The 19,393-nt window shown below is 38.2% G+C and carries 16 protein-coding genes; 15 read left to right on the top strand and 1 reads right to left on the bottom strand.

What is annotated here, in order from left to right; all coding sequences use genetic code 11:
• The first annotated feature begins 370 nt into the window (after positions 1 to 370).
• The 5 genes from accD to JN080_RS03710 all read left to right on the top strand — a co-directional run bounded on the left by accD (position 371) and on the right by JN080_RS03710 (position 5,830).
• Positions 371 to 1,240, top strand: a complete 870-nt coding sequence (gene accD, locus JN080_RS03730) for an acetyl-CoA carboxylase, carboxyltransferase subunit beta (protein WP_256234565.1) — start codon at positions 371 to 373, stop codon at positions 1,238 to 1,240.
• A complete protein-coding gene (gene accA, locus JN080_RS03725; protein ID WP_256234564.1) occupies positions 1,234 to 2,211 on the top strand; it encodes an acetyl-CoA carboxylase carboxyl transferase subunit alpha in 978 nt (325 codons plus the stop codon). The genes accD and accA overlap by 7 nt, the downstream gene beginning before the upstream one ends.
• A 294-nt stretch (positions 2,212 to 2,505) precedes the next feature.
• Positions 2,506 to 3,465 (top strand): 6-phosphofructokinase, encoded by a 960-nt coding sequence (gene pfkA / locus JN080_RS03720; RefSeq protein ID WP_256234563.1) that lies wholly within the window; start codon positions 2,506 to 2,508, stop codon positions 3,463 to 3,465.
• A gap of 32 nt (positions 3,466 to 3,497) precedes the next feature.
• Positions 3,498 to 5,261, top strand: a complete 1,764-nt coding sequence (gene pyk / locus JN080_RS03715) for a pyruvate kinase (RefSeq protein WP_256234562.1) — start codon at positions 3,498 to 3,500, stop codon at positions 5,259 to 5,261.
• A gap of 182 nt (positions 5,262 to 5,443) precedes the next feature.
• Positions 5,444 to 5,830: an FxsA family protein gene (locus JN080_RS03710; RefSeq protein ID WP_256234561.1), complete on the top strand. Its 387-nt coding sequence runs from the start codon at positions 5,444 to 5,446 to the stop codon at positions 5,828 to 5,830.
• 285 nt (positions 5,831 to 6,115) lie between these two features.
• On the opposite strand, the gene ytvI is transcribed toward JN080_RS03710, so the two are convergent.
• Entirely contained in the window at positions 6,116 to 7,231 is a 1,116-nt protein-coding gene (gene ytvI, locus JN080_RS03705) for a sporulation integral membrane protein YtvI (protein WP_256234560.1), read from the bottom strand.
• 234 nt (positions 7,232 to 7,465) lie between these two features.
• Between ytvI and JN080_RS03700 the strand changes: the two genes are divergently transcribed.
• The 10 genes from JN080_RS03700 to coaE all read left to right on the top strand — a co-directional run bounded on the left by JN080_RS03700 (position 7,466) and on the right by coaE (position 19,389).
• Complete coding sequence (locus JN080_RS03700; RefSeq protein WP_256234559.1) at positions 7,466 to 7,927, top strand: DUF441 domain-containing protein; 462 nt, start codon at positions 7,466 to 7,468, stop codon at positions 7,925 to 7,927.
• Positions 7,928 to 8,308: 381 nt separating this feature from the next.
• A complete protein-coding gene (gene citZ, locus JN080_RS03695; protein WP_256234558.1) occupies positions 8,309 to 9,427 on the top strand; it encodes a citrate synthase in 1,119 nt (372 codons plus the stop codon).
• Positions 9,428 to 9,589: 162 nt separating this feature from the next.
• On the top strand, positions 9,590 to 10,858 hold the full coding sequence (gene icd / locus JN080_RS03690) for an NADP-dependent isocitrate dehydrogenase (protein ID WP_256234557.1): 1,269 nt from the start codon (positions 9,590 to 9,592) through the stop codon (positions 10,856 to 10,858).
• Positions 10,859 to 10,942: 84 nt separating this feature from the next.
• On the top strand, positions 10,943 to 11,881 hold the full coding sequence (gene mdh, locus JN080_RS03685) for a malate dehydrogenase (protein WP_256234556.1): 939 nt from the start codon (positions 10,943 to 10,945) through the stop codon (positions 11,879 to 11,881).
• Positions 11,882 to 12,187: 306 nt separating this feature from the next.
• A complete protein-coding gene (locus JN080_RS03680; RefSeq protein WP_256234555.1) occupies positions 12,188 to 12,910 on the top strand; it encodes a response regulator transcription factor in 723 nt (240 codons plus the stop codon).
• Entirely contained in the window at positions 12,903 to 14,300 is a 1,398-nt protein-coding gene (gene pnpS / locus JN080_RS03675; protein WP_256234553.1) for a two-component system histidine kinase PnpS, read from the top strand. The genes JN080_RS03680 and pnpS overlap by 8 nt, the downstream gene beginning before the upstream one ends.
• Before the next feature lie 244 nt (positions 14,301 to 14,544).
• Positions 14,545 to 17,181 carry a DNA polymerase I gene (polA, locus tag JN080_RS03670; RefSeq protein ID WP_256234552.1) on the top strand — a complete coding sequence of 879 codons (2,637 nt, stop codon included), beginning with the start codon at positions 14,545 to 14,547 and terminating at the stop codon, positions 17,179 to 17,181.
• A 31-nt stretch (positions 17,182 to 17,212) separates the two neighbouring features.
• Positions 17,213 to 18,040: a DNA-formamidopyrimidine glycosylase gene (mutM, locus tag JN080_RS03665; RefSeq protein WP_256234551.1), complete on the top strand. Its 828-nt coding sequence runs from the start codon at positions 17,213 to 17,215 to the stop codon at positions 18,038 to 18,040.
• 93 nt (positions 18,041 to 18,133) lie between these two features.
• The gene (ytaF, locus tag JN080_RS03660) at positions 18,134 to 18,769 is read left to right on the top strand and encodes a sporulation membrane protein YtaF (protein ID WP_256234550.1); all 636 of its coding nucleotides are present in this window, start codon (positions 18,134 to 18,136) and stop codon (positions 18,767 to 18,769) included.
• Between the two features lie 20 nt (positions 18,770 to 18,789).
• On the top strand, positions 18,790 to 19,389 hold the full coding sequence (gene coaE, locus JN080_RS03655) for a dephospho-CoA kinase (RefSeq protein WP_256234549.1): 600 nt from the start codon (positions 18,790 to 18,792) through the stop codon (positions 19,387 to 19,389).
• Positions 19,390 to 19,393: the final 4 nt, after the last annotated feature.

Here is a 19,393-nt window from a genome sequence, read left to right as displayed (position 1 = left end):
AGGATTATTGCCAAGAACAATATATGGAATAAACAAAGCCTAACAAACACGAATATGAAAATCTACTTAAGGGATTGGAACGAACTGACGAGGAGAAAACTCTTTCTGCTTACCGGGAACTCAGAAAATTGTCGACTTTCAATTGACATGGACTGACAGTTTTTGAAGCTTACTTACCTTATAGTGGATAAGACAAGCATTTAAGCCCAACTGAACTGGGCATTTTTCATTTTCTAAGTGGTCTGACCGCTTAATACATCATAGAGGTACAAGACGAATGAAGTGGCAGACAAAGAGGAAGACTTCAAAATAAAAAGCCATGAAAAATTTGCCAGCTTGCCTGAGCTTTACCTACGAGGGAGGTTTTACCTTGCTTAAAGAGCTTTTTACAACTAATAAAAAGAAAAAATATGCGACAATTCCTTCAAGTACAGCCAAACAGGATGTTCCAGAAGGAATCTTGACAAAATGTCCATCATGTAAAAAAATTATATACACGAAAGAACTTATTAAAAATTTAAAGGTATGTATGAATTGCAACCATCATTTTAAAATGACTGCAAGGGAACGTCTCGATAGTTTTATTGATGAAGGAAGCTTTGAGGAACTGGATGCAAATATGTTCTCGGAAAATCCGTTAAACTTCCCTAATTACATGGATAAATTAAAAAAGGATCAAGAAAATAGTCATCTTAACGAAGCAGTAGTAACAGGAATAGGTGCCATAAATAATCACCAGATTGTCATTGCTGTGATGGATTCATCCTTTCGAATGGGAAGCATGGGGTCTGTTGTGGGAGAGAAAATTACTCGAGCAATTGAAAAGGCAGACGAGCTCTCAGTGCCATTCATTATCTTTACAGCTTCAGGGGGAGCCCGAATGCAGGAAGGCGCATTAAGCCTGATGCAAATGGCAAAAACAAGTGTTGCTTTAAAAAGGTTTAGTGATAATGGCGGACTTTATATTTCGATTATGACCCATCCAACAACTGGAGGTGTGTCGGCAAGCTTTGCTTCCATGGGTGACTACAATTTTGCAGAGCCAGGGGCACTGATTGCTTTTGCAGGTCGTAGAACAATCGAACAGACCATTAGGGAAGAGCTTCCGGAAGACTTCCAAACTGCTGAGTTTCTATTAAAACATGGTCAATTGGATGCTATTATTCCTCGTCTGGAATTGAAGGATCAAATTACAAGTATTCTTGATATTCATGAACCGGGAGGTGAAATGAAGTGGTAGGAGAATTAGAATTTGAACGTCCTATTGTTCAATTAAGGAATAAAATAATGGAATTAAAGGAATTCACGAAAACATCCGATCTTGATTTATCCACTGAAATAGAAAAACTTGAAGCCAGGCTTGAAAAACTAGAAAAAGATATATATGAAAATTTAAAGCCTTGGGATCGGGTTCAAATTGCTAGACATCCAAACCGGCCAACAACACTTGATTATATCGGTTATTTATTTGAGGACTTTTTTGAATGCCATGGTGACAGAACTTTTGGTGATGATGAAGCGATTGTCGGCGGAATTGCCAAATTTAAGGGCCTTCCAGTTACAGTCATTGGGCACCAAAGAGGAAAGGATACAAAAGAGAATATCCGTCGAAACTTTGGAATGCCTCATCCAGAAGGATATCGGAAAGCACTTCGTTTAATGAAGCAGGCGGAAAAATTCCATCGTCCAATTATTTGTTTTATAGACACAAAAGGTGCATACCCAGGAAAAGCAGCTGAGGAACGCGGTCAAAGCGAAGCAATAGCAAAGAATTTAGTAGAAATGGCCGGACTGACAGTCCCAGTTATTTGTATTGTGATTGGCGAAGGCGGGAGCGGGGGAGCATTGGCACTTAGCATAGGCAACTACATTCATATGCTTGAGAACTCTACTTACTCTGTCATTTCCCCAGAAGGAGCCGCAGCTATCTTATGGAAGGATGCTTCAAAGGCAAAAATGGCAGCAGAATCGATGAAAATCACTGCTCCAGATTTAAAACAGCTTGGAATAATCGATGAAGTCATTCCGGAAATAAAAGGCGGGGCCCATAAAAATGTCGAAAAACAAGCAGAAGAAATTGAAAAAGTCCTAAAAAATTCGCTTGAGAAGCTTTTGAAATTGTCAGAAGCTGAACTAATCGAAAATCGGTTCCAGAAATACAGAGTAATTGGCTCGTATTCAACTAAAAATGAATTTATTAAGGTAAATTGAACGTGCTTATTTGGGCACGTTTTTCCTTGTTAATAAATTAGTATGTACTATTTGATTTAGGTAGTATATACCAATTGGTTAATAGGATTAACATTAAAAACGGTTCCATTTTGCGAACAATTCCGCCTATTAATAAGTACACATTATTTACACAGGATTTTGTTGTGATAGGCATTTCTTCGTGATACTTTATAAATATTCCTAGTCAATCAGTTAAATAATAAAAATAGTTTATGGTCTATCCATATTATTTATTGAAGGATTTGACTGTACGACCAATTGAGGTGAAACTTGATGAAAAAGATTGGTGTACTGACAAGTGGTGGCGACTCTCCAGGGATGAATCCTGCGATCCGTGCCGTAGTTCGTAAAGCGATATTTCATAACCTTGAGGTGTATGGAATATATGGTGGATATACTGGTTTAATTAATGGAAATATCAAAAAGCTAGAAATTGGTTCTGTTGGAGATATTATTCATCGTGGCGGAACGATGCTATACACTGCACGTTGTCCTGAATTCAAAACAAAAGAAGGGCAGCAAAAAGGAATTGAACAATTAAAAGCCCATGGGATTGAGGGGTTGGTTGTCATTGGCGGAGATGGCTCATACAGGGGCGCAAAGGCACTGACGGAACAAGGATACCCATGTGTTGGCGTACCAGGAACAATCGACAATGATATTCCCGGAACAGAATTTACAATTGGGTTTGATACGGCTCTAAACACCGTTATTGATGCAATTGATAAAATCCGTGATACTGCTACATCACATGACAGAACATTTGTAATTGAGGTTATGGGCAGGGACGCAGGGGATTTAGCGCTTTGGGCTGGTCTTGCTGGTGGTGCAGAAACAATTTTAATTCCAGAAGAACCTTATGACATGAACGAAATCGCTGAAAGACTTCGAAAAGGTCACGAACGCGGAAAAAAACACAGTATTATTATTGTTGCAGAAGGTGTAACAAGCGGTCCTGATTTTGGTAAAAAACTAAAAGAAGTTGCAAACCTTGATACAAGAGTATCGGTATTGGGCCATATCCAGCGTGGTGGGTCGCCGACTGCATTTGACCGGGTGCTAGCCAGCCGTTTAGGGTCGCGGGCAGTTGAATTATTGATTGAAGGCCATGGCGGACATGCAGTCGGAATTGAAAAGAACAAGATTGTTGATTATGACATTATTGAAGCCCTAGGAAGAAAGCACACATTAGATATGAATCTTTACAATTTATCACAAGAATTATCCATTTAATGAAAGAACCATGACCCCAAGGAGGAAACCAGATGTTACGTAAGACAAAAATTGTTTGTACAATTGGCCCTGCCAGTGAAAGCGTCGAAAAACTATCCCAATTAATTAATGCAGGTATGAATGTTGCCCGGCTGAACTTTTCTCATGGTGATCATCAAGAACATGGTCAGCGTATTATCAATATTCGTGAAGCTGCAAAAGCAACGGGTAAGACCGTAGCAATTTTACTTGATACAAAGGGTCCGGAGATTCGTACACATAACATGCAGGGCGGAACACTTGAGCTTAAAGCAGGAGATAATGTAATCGTATCTATGAATGAAGTAGAGGGTACGGTTGATAAGTTCTCAATTACATATCCAGGATTGATCGAAGATGTTCATATGGGCTCGAAAATTTTATTAGATGACGGCTTGATCGGCTTAGAAGTAACAAATATTGATAAATCCAATAACGAAATCCATACAAAAATATTAAATAGCGGTACGTTGAAAAATAAAAAGGGTGTAAACGTACCAGGTGTTTCCGTGAATTTACCGGGAATAACAGAAAAGGATACAAAAGATATTCTATTTGGCATTGAACAAGGAATTGATTTTATTGCTGCTTCTTTCGTGCGCCGCAGTAAAGATGTCTTGGAAATCCGCCAACTCCTAGAGGAAAATAACGCAACTGATATTCACATTATTCCAAAGATCGAAAACCAGGAAGGTGTGGATAATATTGATGAAATTCTAGAAGTTTCCGACGGTTTAATGGTTGCTCGCGGAGACCTGGGCGTCGAGATTCCAGCTGAAGAAGTTCCCCTCGTTCAAAAGATGCTGATTAAGAAGTGTAATGTGCTTGGAAAACCTGTCATTACTGCCACGCAAATGCTTGATTCAATGCAGCGTAATCCAAGACCAACACGTGCAGAAGCCAGTGACGTAGCAAATGCAATTTTTGATGGTACGGATGCGATCATGCTTTCTGGCGAAACAGCTGCAGGTTTATATCCTGTTGAAGCAGTTCAGACGATGAATAACATTGCTTCTAGAGCGGAGACAGCGTTAGATCATAGAGAAATTTTATCAAATCGCAGTAAGGATTCTGATCATAATGTTACAGATGCTATTGGACAGTCGGTAGCCCATACTGCTTTAAATCTTGATGTGAATGCTATTGTGACACCAACAGAAAGCGGTCATACAGCACGGATGATTTCAAGGTACAGACCAAAGGCACCAATCGTAGCTGTTACAGCGAATCCTTCTGTAAAAAGGCGCCTATCACTTGTTTGGGGAGTTTATCCACAATTGGGCTTAGAAGTAAGTACAACAGATGAAATGCTTGATATTGCTGTTCAAGAGAGTCTAAATAGCGGTATTGTAAAGCACGGTGATTTAGTTGTAATTACGGCAGGAGTTCCAGTTGGCGAAGCTGGGACAACCAATCTAATGAAAATTCATGTAGTTGGTGATATACTTGCCAAAGCACAAGGGATTGGACGTAAATCAGCTTTCGGGAAAGTTGTCCTAGCCAATAATGCTCAGGAGGCCATTGATAAAGTGAAGCCAGGCTCCATCTTGGTTACGATTGGCTCTGACCGTGATATGGTTCCGGCAATTGAACAATGTGCTGCCCTGATTACTCAAGAAGGCGGTTTAACCAGCCATGCTGCAGTTGTCGGTTTAAACCTTGGGATCCCGGTAATTGTAGGTGTTGAGAATGCACTTTCATTATTTAAGGATTGTCAGGAGATTACCGTTGATGCAAGGAGAGGCTTCATTTATGATGGCCATGCAAGTGTGCTATAAGAATTGCAGAAACACCCGTTTAGCGAAGTCCACTAGGCGCTGGGCACTGGAGCTAGACAGTTTTCAAAGTTTAAACTGTTATACTTTTTATCTTTTAAAAAAAGAAGGATCAGCCCCTTCTTTTTTATTTTTTTGATAAGAACACGTATAATAGTATAAAAGCTATTACAAAGGGGAAATAAATGCGCTATTTCATAGTATTGCTTATTCTTATACCCACAGTAGATATTGGTATATTATTGCTTTCAGGAAAAACGATTGGTGTACTGCCTACCATTGCATTTATTATACTCACAGGCGTTATTGGTGCATACTTAGCAAAAAAGGAAGGACTTCAAACCATTCGAAAAGCACAGGAACAGCTTAGCTACGGACAAATTCCTGGAGAAGCAGTGTTAGATGGAATTTGTATTCTTGTTGGAGGCACGCTGCTTATTACTCCTGGTTTTATTACGGATATTCTCGGATTTCTCATGCTATTCCCAATCACAAGGAAGCTGTTTAAAGTAGTCATGAAAAAATCCTTTCGTAAGTGGATTAACCGCGGTAATATAAAAATTATCAAATGAAATAAGAAAAGCGGGCGCTGTAACTAGACAAAAAAAGGTGTCAACTCTGAAAATGAGAGTTGACACCTTTTTGTCATTTAAGAAATTATAAAATTTTAACCTGTTGATTACTGTGAATAAGTTTAATTTACGTCTAGCTCCAGCGCCCAGCGACTAGTGTACTTCGCCCACTTCCCTACGATAAGTCAAGCACGAATGCGCTAAGGCTCTTCGTGTTTCCTTTATCTCAGTCCAGTGTGCTCCAGTCCATACGTCGCTAAACGGGCGCTTCCGCTTTAGTTCTTGTTATTTTTCATTCCCTTTTATATACGCCCAAATATCACGAAAAACATTGGCACGATTTAGGGTGGTGATTACTACAAGTGTAACTGGTCCAACAATTAGCCCCAAAAATCCAATCGTTTTAAATCCAACAAACAAAGCGATTAGAGTGGCTAATGGGTCGAGACCTATATTGGAGGAAAGGATTTTTGGTTCCATTATTTGCCTTTGAACAAGAACAACCAAATAAAGTACGCCCAGCCCTATTCCCATGCCCATATCCCCGGAAATAATTTCATAAATAATCCATGGAACAAAAACAACCCCAGTACCAAGGTAAGGAAGGATATCAACGATACCCGCGATAAGTGCAATTGTGATTGCATAATCGACACGCAGGATTAGCAATCCAATTAGAATAATAACAGCGGTAATTGAGATAAGGGTTAATTGAGCTCTAATAAAGCCGAATAAAGCTTTTTTTAAATCGGTAAATACTGTCCTTCCACTGGCTTTTGCCCTTTCTGGTAAAAGTCTTTCTCCAAATCCTCCAAGTTTTTGCCAATCCTTACTTATAAAAAAGGTCGCCAATAAGGAAAATATTAAGACAGTTGCTGCATTTGGAAACCAGGAGAGAATATTTGGAATATTACCAAAGAGATTTTGAATAAACGTTCCAACTGTCGAACCAATTTTCCTGCCAACATTTTGGATATTCAGCATAATGGTGTCCTGCTGACCCGCATCAAGTTTGCTAAACATACTTGTTAAATTATTATAGAACGGGATGATTTGCGCCGCGGCAATCTTCTCAATATAACTAATTAAGGTATCAAGATGTTCTGGAACTACTTTTGCTAGATAGTTAGCTCCAGAAACAATTTCAGCTATTAACAGAGTTATTAGCCCTGCAAATAATGCAAAAACAATAATAAGTGCCAACAGTACGGAAAGGGTACGCGGCATTCGTGCTTTTTTTTCAAAGAGGTTTACAATAGGGTTAATGAGAAAGGCAATAATTAGGCCGATTAAAAATGGGTAGGTTACTTTAGAGAGATAAAAAAAAGCCAAAAAAGCAAGGAAGACAATCCCAATAACTAGTAAAAACCGCATTGTCCGAAATATGTACGTTTGATTCAAAAAGGTTACTCCTCCTTTATCAAAAAGTTCTCTAGATAGGTTCAGTTTAACATTATTTGAATAAACTGTATAATTCTCCAACTGAAAAGTCCAATAACCGTTCTTACGTCCCAGGCAATGAAAGGTTTCACTTTGAAATTACTATTTTTTAGATGAAATGGACTGGAGATAGTACAATATGTATTGTTCATTATTCGTTCGGGTTCCTTCATCAAAGGAAGAAAAGGAGATATTATGTTGAGTCAATCATGGTTATTCCTGCTATTACTTCTTATTATTGGATTTATTGCAAAAAACAGCTCATTAATGGTTGCCATTGGGGTTTTACTATTATGTAAGCTTATTGGGCTAGAGGGAAAATTTTTCTCCGTTTTACAAATGAAAGGGATCAATTGGGGAGTAACAATCATTACAATAGCTGTTTTAACACCTATTGCTAGTGGTGACATTGGCTTTAAGGATTTAATTGGGGCATTTAAATCACCATTTGCCTGGGTTGCACTTATTTCTGGAATACTAGTGGCGCTTTTGGCAAAAGGCGGTGTTATGCTATTAACAAAAGATCCACAAATCACAACTGCGCTTGTGCTTGGGACGATTTTTGCTGTCACTCTTTTTAAGGGTGTTGCAGTGGGGCCTTTAATCGGGGCGGGTATTGCCTTTACAGCTATGAAATTTTTTGAGCTTTTTAGATAAAAATTTACAAAAAATTATTTATTTCGCGTTTTCAGCCCCTTTTGATTCACAAAACTCTGATTATTGTTTATAATATTACTTGTAAGCGCATCCTTTTTTACATATACCAAGTTTATATGCTAAAATAGCTATAATAGCATTATTGCTATTAATTTTTCCTTAACTTTGTGATGTTAAGGTATTCATTAAAATGTCTTCTTTTTGAGCATGCGCTCACCTTAGGCTTTTAGTTGAAACATAATGTTATGAATTATTGGCACTAGCATAAACTGCCTTTAATGGATACCTTTGACATTTTTGAATGCCTTTTTCTTTACAGCAATAAATGTATGAAGAACAAATGAGTAATGGGGAAATTAGAATGTAGAGGAGATGGGAATTATGACAGTAACACGGGGACTTGAAGGGGTAGTGGCAACAACTTCCTCAATTAGCTCAATTATTAACGACACCTTAACTTATGCTGGTTTCAACATTGACGATTTAGCCGATCATGCAAGCTTTGAAGAAGTAATTTATCTGCTGTGGCATCGTAAACTGCCAACTAAAACACAACTAGAGGAGTTAACGAAACAGCTTGCAGAGAATGCATCACTTCCACAACAAGTGTTGGAGCATTTTAAAATGTATCCAATTAATGATGTCCATCCTATGGCAGCACTTCGGACAGCAGTTTCTTTATTAGGTTTATATGATGAGGAATCTGATTTAATGGACGAAGAAGCAAATTATCGAAAAGCAATTCGCCTTCAAGCGAAAATGCCAACGATAGTAACTGCATTTGCGAGGATTAGAAAAGGACTTGAGCCAGTTGCTCCAAGACCGGATTTAAACTTTGCGGCTAATTTCCTTTATATGTTAGATGGAAAAGAACCTGCAGCAATTGCAGTTGAGGCAATTAACAAAGCTCTTGTTCTTCACGCAGACCATGAATTGAATGCGTCAACATTTACTGCCCGCGTTTGTGTTGCGACATTATCTGATGTTTATTCAGGTGTAACAGCTGCAATTGGAGCACTTAAAGGTCCATTACATGGTGGTGCAAATGAAGCTGTAATGAAAATGCTTACTGAAATTGGTACACTTGAAAATGTTGAACCATATATTCGAGAAAAACTAGACAATAAAGAAAAGATTATGGGATTTGGTCATAGGGTTTACCGCCTGGGCGATCCACGTGCAAAACATTTGAAAAAGATGTCTCAAAAATTAACAGAGCTGACTGGTGAGCCGGAAATTTATCAAATGTCTGTTAAGATTGAGGAAATGGTAACAGGTGAAAAGAAACTACCGCCAAACGTAGATTTTTATTCTGCTTCCGTTTACCATAGCTTAGGCATTGATCATGATTTATTTACACCAATTTTTGCAGTAAGCCGGGTATCAGGATGGCTTGCACATATTCTTGAACAGTATGAAAATAATCGTTTGATTCGTCCACGGGCTGAATATACTGGTCCAGGGATGCAAACTTATGTGCCAGTGTCGCAAAGGGGCTAATTAGTAAGTTTGATCGATTTACTCAAAAGGTTAGAGGCATTTGCCTTCTAACCTTTGATTCAGTCTAAAGCCGGAGGCTTACTTAGTGAAAGGTAGTACACCCAAGAATGGCCGATAGATTAGCCTGGGTATTTCTTACATATTAGGAAGGGGAAAACGACAATGCAAGGAGAAAAAATTACAGTTCAAAATGGAGTTTTAAATGTTCCAAACAATCCTATTATCCCATTTATTGAGGGAGACGGAACAGGTCCAGATATTTGGGCATCTGCAGCCAGAGTTTTAGATGCTGCAGTAGAAAAAGCTTATAAAGGTGAGCGCAAAATTGTTTGGAAGGAAGTTTTTGCAGGGGAAAAGGCTTTTAACAAAACAGGAGAGTGGCTTCCGCAAGAAACACTTGATGTAATTAATGAATATTTGATTGCCATTAAAGGACCACTAACAACTCCGGTTGGCGGTGGTATTCGCTCTTTAAACGTTGCTTTACGCCAAGAATTGGATCTTTTCGTATGTCTGCGTCCAGTTAGATGGTTTGAAGGTGTACCATCACCTGTAAAACGTCCACAAGATACTGATATGGTAATCTTCCGTGAAAATACTGAAGATATCTATGCAGGTATTGAATACCAAATGGGAACAGAGGAAGTTAAAAAGGTACTTGATTTCCTTCAAAATGAGATGGGCGTTACAAAGATTAGATTCCCAGAAACATCTGGTATTGGAATTAAGCCTGTATCACAAGAAGGAACATCACGTCTTGTTCGCGCAGCGATTAACTATGCTATTAAAGAAGGCCGTAAATCAGTAACACTTGTTCATAAAGGAAACATTATGAAATTTACTGAAGGGGCATTCAAAAATTGGGGTTATGAGCTTGCCGAAAAAGAATTTGGCGATAAAGTATTTACATGGGTACAATATGACCGCATTAAAGCTGAACAAGGTGTAGACGCTGCGAATCAAGCTCAAGCAGATGCTGAAAAAGCAGGTAAAATTCTTGTTAAAGATGCTATCGCAGACATATTCTTACAACAGATCTTAACAAGACCGCGTGAATTTGATGTCGTTGCAACGATGAACTTGAACGGTGACTTTATTTCCGATGCTCTTGCAGCACAAGTTGGCGGTATTGGAATAGCACCAGGAGCAAACATTAACTACGAGACAGGCCATGCAATTTTTGAAGCTACTCATGGAACAGCGCCTAAATATGCAGGCTTAGATAAAGTTAATCCTTCATCCGAAATTTTATCCGGGGTATTAATGCTTGAACATTTAGGCTGGAATGAAGCTGCTCAATTAATTGTAAAATCAGTGGAAAAATCTATTGCTTCGAAAGTTGTTACCTATGATTTTGCACGATTAATGGATGGGGCTACTGAAGTGAAATGTTCTGAGTTTGGTGATGTATTAATTAAAAATATGGATTAAGTTGGGAGCATCCTTTTAAAAAGGTTAATAAATATACTTTTTTAAATATGTTCTATATAAGAACATGCAAAGGGGAGAAGGACAATGGGATTAACACGTAAAAAGGTTTCTGTTATCGGTGGGGGATTTACTGGTGCAACTACAGCATTTTTGCTTGCACAAAAAGAATTATGCGATGTTATTTTAGTTGATATTCCTCAAATGGAAAACCCAACTAAGGGGAAAGCTTTAGACATGCTTGAAGCAAGTCCTGTTCAAGGATTTGATGCTAACATTCTTGGTACATCCAACTACGAAGACACGAAAGATTCCAATATTGTTGTCATTACTGCGGGTATTGCACGTAAACCAGGAATGAGCCGTGATGATTTAGTCCAAACTAACCAAAAGATTATGAAAAGCGTTGCACAGGATATTGCGAAATATTCTCCAAACGCTATTATTGTAGTCTTATCAAATCCCGTTGATGCTATGACTTACACTGTATTCAAAGAATCAGGATTTCCAAAAAACCGCGTAATTGGTCAATCGGGTGTTCTTGACTCAGCTCGGTTTAGAACATTTGTCGCTCAAGAATTAAATCACTCTGTAAAAGATATTACTGGCTTTGTTTTAGGAGGCCATGGTGATGACATGGTTCCACTTGTTCGTTACTCATATGCTGGTGGCATTCCACTAGAAACTTTGATTCCAAAGGATCGTCTTGAGCAAATCGTTGAACGTACAAGAAAAGGCGGCGGTGAAATCGTTAATTTGTTAGGTAACGGAAGCGCTTATTATGCACCAGCAGCATCACTTGTTGAAATGTGCGAAGCTATTCTTAAAGACCAACGTCGTGTGCTTCCAACTATTGCTTACCTTGAGGGCGAGTATGGATATGATGGAATTTATCTTGGTGTTCCTACTATTCTAGGTGGAAATGGTATAGAAAAAGTAATTGAATTAGAACTTACTGAAGAGGAAAAAGCAGCTTTAGATAAATCAGCACAAGCTGTTCGTAATGTATTGGCTGTTTTAGCATAATAGTCGCTGGGTGCTGCTGGCCGACTAAAAAGGGCCGCCTTCCTGGCGGCAACGTCGGCACTAGCACGTTCTGTGCGTCTAAGCTAGACGTAAAAAAAATTCGAGGGTAATCACCCTCGAATTTTTTTTAGATTGTTCTATATCTCGAAAATTTTAAAAAGGACGAAGAAGGATTCGAAAAAGTGCATTCCTTTTTTCAACTAACACTATCTTCGAAAGAAGTAGTATAAGCTTTTTTACTGTATAATAAATATAGGTTACTTTGGATAAGGCAAAAGGGGTTTAGTCTATTTTGCGGAGGATAATATGAGAAATAAAGTGCTTGTTGTGGATGACGAACAATCAATTGTTACATTGCTTCAATATAATCTGGAGCAGACTGGTTTTGAAGTCATAACAGCGATGGATGGGGAAACTGGCAGAGATCTAGCCGAAAAAGAGGCGCCGGATATTATTATTTTAGATCTCATGCTTCCAAAATTGGATGGCATGGAGGTCTGTAAACAGCTGCGTCAAAAGAAAGTCTTAATTCCTATCTTGATGCTAACAGCAAAAGATGAAGAGTTTGATAAGGTGTTAGGTCTGGAACTAGGGGCTGATGATTATTTAGTAAAACCATTCAGTCCAAGAGAAGTAATTGCTCGTGTAAAAGCTATTTTGCGAAGGATGCAGGTAACAAAAGATGAATATCAAGCCAAGGAAGAAGAAATCAGTGAGTTTATACAAATCGGTGATTTAAAGCTTGCTCCTGAGCAATATGAAGCCTATTTTAAAGGTGAATTATTAGAATTAACTTTGAAAGAGTTTGAACTTTTATTATATCTTGCTAAAAATAAAGGACGTGTCCTAACTCGGGATCAGTTACTAAGTGCTGTCTGGAACTACGATTTTGCTGGAGACACAAGAATAGTCGATGTCCATATATCGCATCTGAGAGAAAAAATTGAAAGAGATTCAAAAAAACCAACATATATTAAAACGATAAGGGGTCTAGGATATAAGTTGGAGGGGCAAAAGGAGAATGATTAAGTTCCAGCTAAGACTAATTTTCACTTTAATTACCCTTACCATAATCGTCTTACTGGGATTCATTCTTTTCGTTGGAGAAAGGCAATATCCTTATAAAGAACTGTGGTGGATTTTAGCTATTTGTATAGGTATTGTTTTAATTTTAATCATTCTACTTGCCTTTAAAATTAAAACAAGATTTACTAAGCCGATTTCATTAGCTACATCTGTAGCCACTGAGCTTGCAAAAGGAAATTACCGTGCTAGAACCTTTGTTGAAGAGATGGATGAAATGGGGCAGCTAAACTCATCCATCAATATCCTTGCTAGGAATCTTCAGGAGATGGTAAAAGCTCAAGAAATGCAGCAGGATCGGTTGAGTGTTCTAATTGAGAATATTGGAGCCGGTCTTATTCTAATCGACAGCCGCGGCTATATTAACTTAATTAACAAAGGCTACAAAGAAATCTTTAGGGTTAACCCAGACGATTATTTGAATCGCTTGTATTATGAGGTAATTGAGTATCAAGAGGTTTGCAGACTTGTAGAAGAAATCTTTATAACGGAGCAAAAGGTCAGCAAACAAATGGTCCTTCCACTTTCAATTGAACGAAGATATTTTGATGTGTACGGAGTTCCAATTATAGGGACAAACAATGTATGGAAAGGTGTTTTGCTTGTTTTTCATGACATCACTGATATAAAAAAATTAGAGAACATGAGAAAAGATTTTGTTGCGAATGTTTCGCATGAGTTAAAAACACCAGTTACCTCCATTAAAGGCTTTTCTGAAACACTTTTAGACGGAGCAATGAATGATAAAAAGGCATTAGAAGAGTTTCTCACGATCATATTAAAGGAAAGTGACCGACTTCAATCGTTGATAAATGACCTTTTGGAGTTATCCAAAATTGAACAGCAGGATTTCAGGTTGAATATTCATGAATTTAACATTGTGCAAACACTCAAAGATGTTATTACTCTAATTTCGCATAAGGCAGATGAAAAAAACATTGCCATTCAATTTGATTGTAACAAAGAAAGAGTACTCGTAGAAGCTGATATGCATCGAATTAAGCAGGTTTTTATCAACTTATTTGGAAATTCCATTGCCTATACTCCTATAAATGGATCTGTATCGATCATCGTAGCAGAATTGGAACATTCAGTCCAAATAACTGTTCAGGACACAGGGATAGGAATTGAAAAAGTAGAGATCTCTCGAATTTTTGAACGCTTCTATCGGGTAGATCGTGCTAGGAGTCGTAACTCCGGTGGGACCGGTCTTGGTTTGGCAATCGTTAAGCATATTGTTGAAGTACATCGAGGAAAAATAAATGTGAAAAGTGAGCTTGGTAAGGGGAGCGAGTTTATAATCGAGCTTAATAAACAGTTTCATGGAAATGGATGAAGGGGAAAATCAAAATTTACATAAATTTTACATATCCTTTATGTTTATTTAATAATGAAAAGATATGATAGATAGTGCAAGCCCCTTCATCCAAGGGAGCCAAACAAGAAAAAGGTGAAAGCAGACCCCGCTTTCACCTTTTTCTTTGTATATAAGACCCGTCTGTTTTTCATTCTAAATCCTCTCATGATAGAATGAGATATATACATAATCGATTTGATAGTACTGATGAGGAGGTAAATGAATGGAAAAGAAGAAGCTTGTCTTAATTGATGGCAATAGTATTGCCTACCGAGCATTTTTTGCGCTTCCGCTGCTAAATAATAATAAAGGAATTCATACAAATGCTGTCTACGGATTTACGATGATGCTGATGAAGATCTTAGAAGAAGAAAAACCAACGCACATGCTTGTAGCATTCGACGCTGGAAAAACAACCTTTCGGCATAAAACTTTTAGCGAATATAAGGGCGGGCGCCAAAAAACTCCACCCGAGCTTTCAGAGCAATTCCCATTTATTCGTGAGTTACTTGATGCCTATAAAATACCCCGATATGAGCTTGAAAATTTCGAGGCAGATGATATCATCGGAACTGTTTCACTTTCGGCAGAAAAGGATGGATTCGATGTAAAGGTCATTTCAGGTGATAAAGATTTAACACAGCTTTCTTCAGACAACATAACGGTTGGGATTACCCGAAAAGGAATTACCGATATTGAAGAATATACGCCAAGTCATATCAATGAAAAATATGGGCTTACAGCTCAACAGATTATTGATATGAAAGGACTAATGGGTGATGCATCCGATAACATCCCAGGAGTACCGGGTATTGGGGAAAAAACGGCTATTAAGCTGTTAAAAGAATTTTCAACACTTGAAAATTTACTATCCTCCATTGATCAGGTGAATGGTGCAAAATTAAAAGAGAAGCTCGAGAAATTTAAAGATCAAGCCATCATGAGCAAACAATTGGCCACAATTGATAGGGAAGCACCTGTAGAGGTTAACCTTGACCAAATTGGATATGAGGGCTTTGATAAAGATAAAGTGGTAACAATCTATAAAGAGTTAGGTTTTCAGACATTATTAGACAAGTTGGGAGAAGAGGGTTCGGTGACCGAGCAGGATGAACTTGAGGAAATCGACTTTGTCATTCCTAATGAAATAACCTCTGAGTTATTCGCAGAGGATAATTACTTTTATGTGGAAATTCTTGATGATAACTATCATTATGGGGACATCATCGGGCTTTCACTTGTCAACGAAAAAGGATATTTCTTCTTACCAGCGGAAAAAGCGCAAACGTCATCTGCCTTCAAGCAATGGGCTGAAGATGAAACGAAGAAAAAGGTGGTTTACGATGCGAAACGCTCAGAGGTCTCGTTAAAACGATGGGACATTCATTTAAAGGGAGTTACTTTTGATACATTAATTGCTTTCTATATTATTGATCCTTCTGAAACAATTGAAGATCTTTCAACACTAGCCAAAAAGTACGGAGTCCACAATATTCAATCTGACGCATCCTTTTATGGTAAAGGAGTAAAAAGGAGAATCCCAGAACTATCAGAGCTTGCCAAGCATCTTGTTCGAAAAGGGATAGCCATTTCAAATTTAAAGGATTTTTTAGAAAATGACTTGATAAAGAATGAACAGGAAAAACTTTTCACTGATCTTGAAATGCCATTGTCATTCATTTTAGCAGATATGGAATCATGCGGGGTGAAGGTAGATCGTGACCGTCTGCGATCAATGGGGGAAGAAATCAACGAGAAACTAACCAAAATCGAAAGTAATATCCATCAGCTCGCAGGTGAAAAGTTTAATATCAATTCACCAAAGCAATTAGGAATCATTTTATTTGAGAAGCTAAGTTTACCTGCATTAAAGAAAACGAAAACAGGCTACTCGACTTCTGCAGATGTACTGGAAAAATTGGCACCTGATCACGAAATTATTGACCAAATCCTTCAGTACAGACAATTAGGAAAGCTTCAATCCACTTATATTGAAGGACTTCTCAAAGTAATTGACCCAAAATCAGGTAAAGTACATACAAGATATAATCAAGCCTTAACACAAACAGGAAGATTAAGTTCAACTGATCCAAATTTACAGAACATCCCGATTCGTCTTGAAGAAGGGCGTAAAATCCGTCAGGCCTTTATCCCGTCAGAAAAGGACTGGGTCATGTTTGCTGCGGATTATTCCCAGATTGAGCTGCGTGTTCTTGCTCATATTTCTGGTGATGAAAAACTTATTCAAGCATTTAGAGATGATTTGGATATTCATACAAAAACGGCGATGGAGGTTTTCCATGTTTCTGCAGAGGAAGTTACCTCTAATATGAGACGACAGGCAAAAGCAGTCAACTTTGGAATTGTCTATGGGATTAGTGATTACGGACTGTCTCAAAATCTCGGGATTACCAGAAAAGAAGCGGGCAGGTTTATTGAACGCTATTTGCATACCTATCCAGGTGTAAAGGCGTACATGGATGATATTATTCAAATAACTAAGCAAAAGGGTTATGTGTCGACATTGCTTCATAGAAGAAGATATATTCCTGAAATAACAAGCCGCAACTTTAATTTACGCAGCTTTGCTGAAAGAACAGCGATGAATACACCTATTCAAGGAACTGCAGCTGATATTATCAAAAAAGCAATGATTGACATGGCCGAGGCCTTACTTACAAATAAGCTAAAAAGCCGCTTATTACTTCAGGTTCATGATGAACTAATTTTTGAGGCTCCGCAGGAAGAAATTGAAACGTTAAAAAAATTAGTTCCAGAAATAATGGAAAATGCGATTGAGTTGGATGTTCCATTAAAAGTAGACTATGCATATGGTCCGACTTGGTTTGACGCGAAATAAGCCGTTTGGAAAATAAAGGGGGATATGGAAATTGCCAGAACTGCCAGAAGTGGAAACAGTCAGGAAGACGCTGAAACAACTGATTCTCCACAAACAAATTGATCATATTTCCATCCTTTGGCCAAAAATAATTAAAAATCCGTTGGAAATTGAACAGTTTATGGATGCCCTACGAGGCGAGTCCTTTCTTGATGTAGGAAGAAGGGGGAAATTTTTAATTTTTTATACGGATCGTTATGCATTGGTATCTCACTTACGGATGGAAGGAAAGTATGCGTTATTCCAAAAAGACGAGCCTTCTGATAAACATACCCATGTAATCTTTCATTTTACGGATAACACCGAGCTTAGGTACCGTGATGTTCGTAAATTTGGGACAATGCATTTATATAACAAGGGCGAAGAGTTCCTAACTGAGCCACTCAAAGGGCTGGGGCCTGAACCATTTTCGGAGGAATTTACTCTCGAATATTTGGCTGAAAGGCTTAGTAAGACCAATCGAAAAATTAAACCAGCACTTTTAGACCAAAAGCTACTTGTTGGACTTGGAAATATCTATGTGGATGAAGCACTTTTTCGAGCCGGAATTCATCCCGAACGGTTTGCTAATAGTCTGAATGAAAAGGAGCTTATCGCTCTTCATCATGAGATTATTACCACCTTAAGCGAAGCGGTTAAATTAGGGGGCAGCACGATTCGGTCATACGTAAACTCTCAAGGACAAATTGGGATGTTTCAGTTGGAGTTATATGCGTATGGGAGAAAGGGCGAAGAATGTAAGCGATGTGGTACTCCAATTGAAAAAAAAGTAGTTGGCGGTCGAGGTACACATTATTGTCCCAATTGTCAAAGAATCTAAAACACAAAACACAGGATCAGTAGAAATTGAATAACAATGGATAGGCTTCTTCCATATACTTTTAGTAGTGATTTGCAGGAAGGGGCTCTAAACATGATTCAATTCATCTCACTTTTCTTGTTAGCTTTTGCCCTAAGTCTAGACAGCTTTAGCGTTGGATTTACGTATGGATTAAGGAAGATGGTAATGCCATTTAAATCTGTGCTTATTATCGCAAGCTGTTCAGCCGTGTCATTACTACTAGCGGTAACCATTGGACATGGGCTTTCAAGATTCCTTTCACCACATGTAACGTCGGGTCTGGGAGGAATTATTTTAATGGGCTTGGGGGCTGGAGTATTATACCAGTTTTTCAAACCTGAAAAAGAAAAAGACCCGCAGAAAGATGAAAAAACAATTGTTAATCTTGAAATACGCTCACTTGGCTTAGTGATCAATATTTTGAAAAAGCCAATGTCAGCTGATTTTGACCAGTCTGGTACAATTACCGGAATAGAAGCACTTATGCTTGGCTTTGCGTTGTCACTAGATTCATTTGGAGCAGGGATAGGGGCGGCCATGCTTGGCTATTCTCCAATTTATCTGGCACTCGCGGTTTCAATCATGAGTTCTTTATTTGTCCTATTAGGAATAAAAAGTGGATCGCTTCTTTATCGATATGATTGGGTCCAAAAATTAACCTTTTTACCAGGGATCTTATTAATCGTGATAGGGGTTTGGAAATTATAGGATAGGAAAGGAACAGAGAAATGGCATTAGTCGTTGGTTTAACAGGTGGAATTGCCAGTGGAAAAAGTACAGTTTCAAACATGTTCAAAGAAATGGAAATCACAGTCATTGATGCAGATGTTGAATCACGTTTGGCAGTTCAGCAGGGTGAACCAGCCTACAAGCAAATTATTAGCCAATTTGGCCAGGAAATCCTATTACCAAATGGCGAAATTGATAGGCAAAAATTAGGTTCGATTATTTTTCATGACGAACACAAAAGACAGCTCTTAAATCAAATTGTTCATCCTGAAGTAAGAAGAAGGATGAACGAGAAGAAAGAAGCTGCGTTGAAAAAAGATGAAAGAATTGTCATACTCGATATACCATTATTGTTTGAAAGTAGCCTTACCAATATGGTCGAAAAAACACTTCTTGTCTATGCGGATCGAAGTGTACAGATAACAAGACTAATGGAAAGGAACAATCTGTCGGAAAATGAGGCCGAAGCAAGAATTCAATCACAAATGCCAATTTCCGATAAGATTACCCTAGCAGACGAAATTATTAATAATAATGGTTCACTCACCGAAACGAAAAGGCAGTTGGATGAAATCCTAGCTAGGTGGGGGATAAGATAGAAAT

Source organism: Bacillus sp. EB600 (genome assembly GCF_024494385.1).
Taxonomy (GTDB): Bacteria; Bacillota; Bacilli; order Bacillales; family Cytobacillaceae; genus JAEVLT01.
The sequence above is the reverse complement of the archived record's forward strand: the minus strand, read 5'-3'. Positions and strand labels throughout refer to the sequence as shown.